The 6,550-nt window shown below is 55.8% G+C and carries 7 protein-coding genes and 1 tRNA gene; all 8 read right to left on the reverse strand.

Going from position 1 to position 6,550, the window contains the following annotated elements:
• Window positions 1-180: 180 nt before the first annotated feature.
• Window positions 181-699, reverse strand: a complete 519-nt coding sequence (locus tag WNE31_RS17205) for a hypothetical protein (protein WP_349981187.1) — start codon at window positions 697-699, stop codon at window positions 181-183.
• 26 nt (window positions 700-725) lie between these two features.
• Window positions 726-1,247 carry a helix-turn-helix domain-containing protein gene (locus WNE31_RS17210; protein ID WP_349981188.1) on the reverse strand — a complete coding sequence of 174 codons (522 nt, stop codon included), beginning with the start codon at window positions 1,245-1,247 and terminating at the stop codon, window positions 726-728.
• Window positions 1,240-1,566 carry a hypothetical protein gene (locus tag WNE31_RS17215; protein ID WP_349981189.1) on the reverse strand — a complete coding sequence of 109 codons (327 nt, stop codon included), beginning with the start codon at window positions 1,564-1,566 and terminating at the stop codon, window positions 1,240-1,242. Before WNE31_RS17215 ends, WNE31_RS17210 begins: the two co-directional genes overlap by 8 nt.
• Before the next feature lie 180 nt (window positions 1,567-1,746).
• Window positions 1,747-1,959 (reverse strand): MerR family transcriptional regulator, encoded by a 213-nt coding sequence (locus WNE31_RS17220; protein WP_349981190.1) that lies wholly within the window; start codon window positions 1,957-1,959, stop codon window positions 1,747-1,749.
• A gap of 123 nt (window positions 1,960-2,082) precedes the next feature.
• Window positions 2,083-3,114, reverse strand: coding sequence for a hypothetical protein (locus WNE31_RS17225; RefSeq protein ID WP_349981191.1), 1,032 nt, complete (start codon window positions 3,112-3,114; stop codon window positions 2,083-2,085).
• Window positions 3,111-4,310, reverse strand: coding sequence for a tyrosine-type recombinase/integrase (locus tag WNE31_RS17230; RefSeq protein ID WP_349981192.1), 1,200 nt, complete (start codon window positions 4,308-4,310; stop codon window positions 3,111-3,113). Before WNE31_RS17230 ends, WNE31_RS17225 begins: the two co-directional genes overlap by 4 nt.
• Window positions 4,311-4,444: 134 nt before the next feature.
• Window positions 4,445-4,534, reverse strand: a tRNA-Ser gene (locus WNE31_RS17235).
• A 268-nt stretch (window positions 4,535-4,802) separates the two neighbouring features.
• On the reverse strand, window positions 4,803-6,550 hold a 1,748-nt coding region (locus tag WNE31_RS17240; protein WP_349981193.1), incomplete at its 5' end, for an Ig-like domain-containing protein.

Raw genomic sequence — 6,550 nt, forward strand, 5'->3', positions numbered from 1 at the left:
GCAACTCTTCAAAGGTCGTTTTTAATGGTACAAGATGACACAGAGATTTCCTAGATCACACCATTCAAGGCTGTAAAAATTGTTAGGGGGGGTATGCAAAAAGTTGCTAGCTAGCGTTCTGGAAACCCGCCCCTCACCTGCGTGCGAAATATCAACGACAAAAAAAGGGGGTGCCTCTTACTAGCCCTTTGACGCAGTCACATCCCCCACAATCGCCTGACCGCCCTCGTTGACCGTCACGCGCTCCACCCTGACCACCTGTTGCGCCTTTCTCCGGTATTTTTTAAGCGCATCCATTTGCGTCGTGAATAGTCGCCCCAAGCGAACCATCGCCCGTTCATGGCTCTCACGCTGTCTTGTCATGGTCTGATGTGTCATTTTTCCTGCGGCTTTGGTCATAGCCACATGCGTCGTCGTAATCTGGACCACCAACATTGCCTCGATTGCATCGCGTGGCTCCAATTCGGCGAACATGGCCGACGCCATCCCGCCAGCATCGTCAACTCCTGTGCCAAGTGCCTCCAAAGCGCTGCAAAAAACTACATTGGCGGCATCAGGCGTCTTCATCCCCAACAAGGCTGGGATCGTGTCAGACGATCCGACTGCGATGTCAAACGCCCCATTTTCGTTCCGGGAGACCTTTGGAAAACTACGAAGATCTCCATTCCCCGACTCCGACTTTTCAAGTTCTTTTGCCATACCTCTTTCTCTGCATTGAGTGGTTACTATAAGTGTTCCGTTCCAGAACCGTGCCGACCCTCTCGAACTGCCGTGACGGGTTTCAGTTTGGAACGTGATTTGTCCGATGGGTTTTCAAACGGAACCACAGACCCCTCTCGTTGTTTCATATCAGAACCGCGTTCTGGATTTCCGCGCCGATACTGTCGCCAGTCATGTGTCGGTGGTTCTTTCCCGCGCGCCGTTTGAACGCCCTTGGTCGTGATGCGCCATTCATGGGCCTGCCGATGATACCAGTTCCCTTCCTTTTCCAGCACCACCAACCCCTTGTCCCTGAGGTCATGAAACGCCCTCTGAACGGTTGCCTTGCCCATGTGCAGGATCTCCGCTGCTTCGGCATAGGAGAGGCGCAGAGCGCCATTGTTGCTGCCGTTGTAGCGCGTATGCAGTTCCAGATAGATCTTGACCGCCGCGCCAGACAAATCGCGCCACGCATCGCTTTTGAGTAGCGCGTAAAAGAGAGGGGCGTATTGCCCCTCCCCTGATTTCTTGCTGCCACGCCTAGCCATTGGCGGCACCGGTTGCGGCATCATCGGATTCGATCTGCACCGCCTTCGCTTCGGCCCGCACGTCTTTTGCCGACCTGGGATAGTCCAACATCAGCACATCGCATGACTTGGACAGAGTATAGTGCCCTACCCGCTCCGGCCCGCGATAGTCGGTCAAGATAGGCCAACCGTACTTGCTTCTCAGAGTGTGAATGATTGCGCCAAGCCGCCAGCCGCGCACCTCTCCGATTTCATCAAGCGTGCTGATGGTTCGACCCTGCACCAAAGCGCGGCAGGTCCAGTAAACTTGGGTTCGGTTGCTATACCAGAGGTCATTCATACCGAACCCTCCCCTGATGCAGCGCAAACGGCTGAACCGAATTGCTGTTTCGATCCCAATAAAAGCGGGTTTCAGACGGGCTTGCATAACCGATGCCGTGTGTGTCATCTGTTGCACGTACCACCGTGGCATTTGATGTCACACGAAAGGCCCCGGCCCCGCGTGCGGAGTTGGGGTTTTTCATTGTACGGCCTCCCCGTTCGGGTCGACGCGCTGGGCGTTGAGATAGGCGTTCAGGTCGGTGCCATGATAGGCGATGCGCCGCCCGATACGCATAAAGGCTGGCCCGCGATTGCGGTGCCGCCATTGCGCCAGTTTTTCCACGCTGCCCAGAACACGAAGCTCGGGGTCTTCGGGAAAAAAGACGCGGTCTTGATCGAAGATATCTGCCATCGGCAATCCCTTTCTTTGGGTTGGTTGCGATGACTATGGATACACTTCGATTTGCTGCTGGTACGATAGCGATTCAGGCCCAAAATGCCCGCCCAAAATGCCCAAAACAACTGCCTCAATAGGTCATTTGCGGGTGTAGTATCTGTCCAAAGTGTTCTTTAGGCGCCTTTGCACAGAACTTCGACCTACCCGACGCCCCAGTTTCTTGTGCGCGTACTCCATCAACTCTTGGATACATGCCTCCTTCTTCATAGGCATAGATCCCAGCTTGTGCATTTTCTCCAATTGGGCTTCCATCGTAGCCCAATCCAATGCAGGCGGAGCACCCCGTGGACGCCTAGTCGAACCCAAAAACTTCCCTAGCGATGCGTCAGAATCAAGTATCAAGAGGTGCCCAAACGACTTTGCGGTCAAAGTTTCACCTAATTGAAAATGATTTCCCGCAAAATCAAGTAACTGCTCAACACGAACCCGGGTAGCAACATATGTCTTTCCGTCAAAGAACACCTCATCCTGCTTAAAGTCATGAGCGACCCTAAACGCTTCCTTCGGAACTTTCGTAAACTCTCCAGCAAGCTCGTATCGGTCTGCCTCTGCAAGTTCATCCCAACGTTCAAAATGGACGGCCTCTACAACTATGTCTCCAGAGTGAATTCTCGAAAAGAGCTGCGCCCAAACCCTTTCAAGGTGAACCTCAAATAGAGCGTTGGTTTTCTCGAAGAGGACTTCAAGTGGCCCGGCGTCACGAATAACTGCCTTAGCTTTCTCAAATTTTCTCAGCTGCTCTTCTTTGTCAGCAAGTTCAAAATCCAATCTGTCAAAGTACTTATTGTGAAACTCAACTTCAGAATAGGCATCATGAATTTCACCCCAAAGAATTGAAGACGCGGCGTGGATATAGTTTTCCGGCATATCAATTCCGACCGCAGAAAAATCCTCTGGATCAAAGAAATCGAAATCAAAAGTATCGTTCTCAAAATTATCGGGCATCCCTTGCCAATGAAATCTGGATTCAACCCCAACAAGACGCCCGTTCTCATCAGGTACAGGAACACCGAACCACTCGACCTCAGGCGCCTTTCCGAATGCTATGAACAGAATGGCCTCCGATAAGAAGCACCATTCGGAAAGTTCGACGGCTTTAAAAAACCTCAACTGCTCCCACCCCTACTTCCAACAAATTCGCTCCAAGTATCAAACAATGAGCGCCGCCGCTGCAACAAATCCGACCGCGCATAAGCCCTCTCCACATCAGACCCAACCTGATGCGCTAGCGCCGCCTCTGCGACTTCACGAGGCGCACCCGCTTCCTCTGCCGCCCAATCACGGAATGTGCTGCGGAATCCATGTACGGTAAAATCCCCGCGCCCCATGCGCCGCAAGAGCATGAGCATCGACATATTCGACAAAGGCCGGTGCCGTTTCTGACCCTCAAAAACATAATCGGACGCCATCGCCCGCATCGGCTCCAGGATCCGCAACATTTCATCGGTCAACGGCACACGATGCTGGTCGCCCGTTTTCATCCGCTCCGCAGGAATGGTCCAAAGCCTTTCCTCAAGATCGACTTCATCCCATGTAATGCCCAAGACTTCGGACGTGCGACAGGCACTCAGGATGGTGAATTGCAGCGCCTTCGCCGCCGTAGCCGTGCGCCCCTCCAGTTCGGCATAAAACGCAGGCACGTCGCGCCACGGCATCGCGTCATGGTGAACCACCTTGGCTTTCACCTTGGGCAGCACTCCAGCCTCTTTCACGGCAGTGACAGGGTTTTCGCCACCCCGAAACCCCGACGACTTTGCCACGTCCAAAACCGTCTTGATACGCTGCATCAGTCGACGCGCGGTTTCATGCTTGGCGGTCCAAATGGGTGAAAGGCACATCAGCACTTCGGGCTGACCGATGCTGTCGACAGGCATCCGGCCTATCTTGGGAAAGGCGTAGTCACGCAATGTGTTGATCCATTGCTGGCCGTGCTTTGGGTTCTTCCAAGTCGGCAGGCGGTCGATGTGCACCTGTCGCGCCAGCTCCTCGAAAGTCGGCACCTCACGCTGAGCATTATATCGCGGGTTCAGACCTGACTTTGCCATCCGGCGATAAGCCAAGGCACGTTCACGCGCCTGTTCCAGAGTCACCACATCCGCGCCGCCCAAACCGAAATCCGTACGGAGCGGTGCGCCCTTTCGATTCTTCTGACCTTTGACCGTAACGCGCACAATCCAGCGTCGCGCCCCGGACGGATCGACCACTAGATAAAGTCCTGACCCGTCGCCGTGCCGACCCGGTCCAAGATTCGCCACCAGCTTCTTAGTGAGTTTGCCGCTCAATGCCGCCAATGAAAGTACCACCATTCATACCACGCGGTGAAAGCGTATCAGGCAATACGAACAAAAGCCAACAAAACCTCACACAAAGGTAATTTGTCGCAAATACAGGCACTTGCATCATGTATAGCAAGTGAAGAAAATCAGAGAAAAAGTGATGGTGGCGGAGCGACAGGGATTCGAACCCTGGAGACGGTTTCCCGCCTACACACTTTCCAGGCGTGCGCCTTCGACCACTCGGCCACCGCTCCGTGCTGCGCTGTTTATCGTGTCTTTTGCGGCAGGTGCAAGAGGCAAAACCCCGTCAAGGCAGATTTCTCTGGTGACGAAATTCCCCAATAATCGCTCTTGCCTGTGCCAGCCGTCGGCGCGCCACCGGAGCTGGGAATATTCGTCACCGATCCTGTGGTTTTCAACCCCGTGTCAGTCGGAAATCACAGAAACCAGTCACAGGTCACATCCAGAACGAAAAAGGGCGCCCAACAGGCGCCCTTCCCCATTTCATTCCAGCGTTGTGGATCAGAACAGGAAGACGTCGTCTTCGAGATCCGTGAGTGCGTTCACATTGTTGACCGTGACGATGATACCGCTACCGAAGTCGAGTGTCGCCACCCCTCCGGCCGCGCTACCATAGGTGGTCAGCATGTCGGCGATCGACAACCCGCCACCCCAGATCGTTTCATCGAACTGAAGCGTATCCACATCATTTTGGAAGTCCGCCACGGTATCCTGACCAGCGATATTGTTGAACACAAAAGTGTCTGCACCTGCACCACCCGTCAGAATGTCAGAGCCAGCGCCCCCGTCCAGCGTGTCAGATCCGCCGCCGCCGATCAGGGTGTCATTGCCACCCTCACCATACAGCATGTCGGCGCCACCCCAGGCAGAGACAAGGTCGTTCCCTGCACCAGAGCGCAGGACGTTGTCGGCGGTGCTGCCGATGACGATGTCGTTGCCGCCGCTGGTCCGGGCGTTCTCGATATCGGTCAGGATATCGTTGCCGAAGGCGGCCGAGGTTGCGACCCCGTTGCCAAGCTGAACGCTGACATTGGCGCTGCCGGTGAAGTAGACCTCGTCGATTCCGTCGCCGCCGTCGAGACTGTCGTCATCGCCACCACCGATCAGCGTATCGTTTCCAAGGCCACCCAACAGGGTATCAGCCCCGCCCCAACCGGACAGGCGGTCGTTGCCATCGCCCGCATCAAGGACGTTGTCAACAGAACTGCCGATCAGGGTGTCATCACCGGATCCGGTCTGGGCATTCTCGATGCCTGACAAGGCATCATTACCCAAAGCCGCAGAGCTGGCAGTGCCACTTCCAAGGCGCACATCCACAGTGGACGTAGTGTCAAACACCGCCGTATCGATCCCGCTGGCGCCTTCCAGAGAGTCGTCTCCGATGCCACCGATCAGGGTATCGTTGCCGGTGCCCCCCAGCAGGGTGTCATTGCCGTCTTCACCGATCAGGGTATCGTCGCCACCCCAGCCAGACAGGCGGTCATTGCCACCACCAGCCACAAGCAGGTTATCGATCTGGCTGCCGATCACGGTGTCGTTGCCCGACCCGGTCTGCGCGTTCTCGATATTGGTCAGCGCATCGTTCCCGAAGGCCGCAGAGGTCGCGTACATAAGACCAAGCCGCACGTCCACGTCGTTGGCACCATCGAACACCACGGTGTCGGTATCGTCACCGCCATCCATGTCGTCATCACCAGCGCCACCGATCAGGGTGTCGTCACCTGCCAGACCCTGGATCGTATCGTTGCCGACACCTCCATTCAGAGCATCTGCCAGCAGCGTACCCTGCACGAGATCATCGCTGTCTTCCCCTGCAATGTTGAGCGTCACCGTCGCGGTACCGCCACCCTGCAAGCTATAGGTGAAGCTGTCCGTAGCTGCCAGATTGACACCTCCTGATGCCGGTCCGGCCAGCGTATCAAACGCATTGTTGGTGTCGTAGGCAAAGGTTCCGTCCGGGTTCACGGTCAGCAATGCGCCCGAGGCCAGCAGGACCTGGTTCCCGACAGACGCCGCGTTGCCGTTGACGGCAGCCACGACCAGCGGATCTCCGTCCGTGTCAGTATCCTCACCGTTTCCGTTGTCAGCCGTCAGATCGCCGTTCACGTCAACACTCTCGGTTGTCGCAAAGACATCATCCTGCGCAACGGCCGGGTCTTCCGCACCGGTCACCGTCACCGTCACCGTCTGGACCACGCTTTCACCATCCGCCGTTGCCGCCGTCACGGTGAAGGTCTCGGTCACGACCT

Origin of the sequence: Shimia fortis (assembly GCF_040225985.1) — a bacterium.
Lineage (GTDB): Bacteria > Pseudomonadota > Alphaproteobacteria > Rhodobacterales > Rhodobacteraceae > Shimia.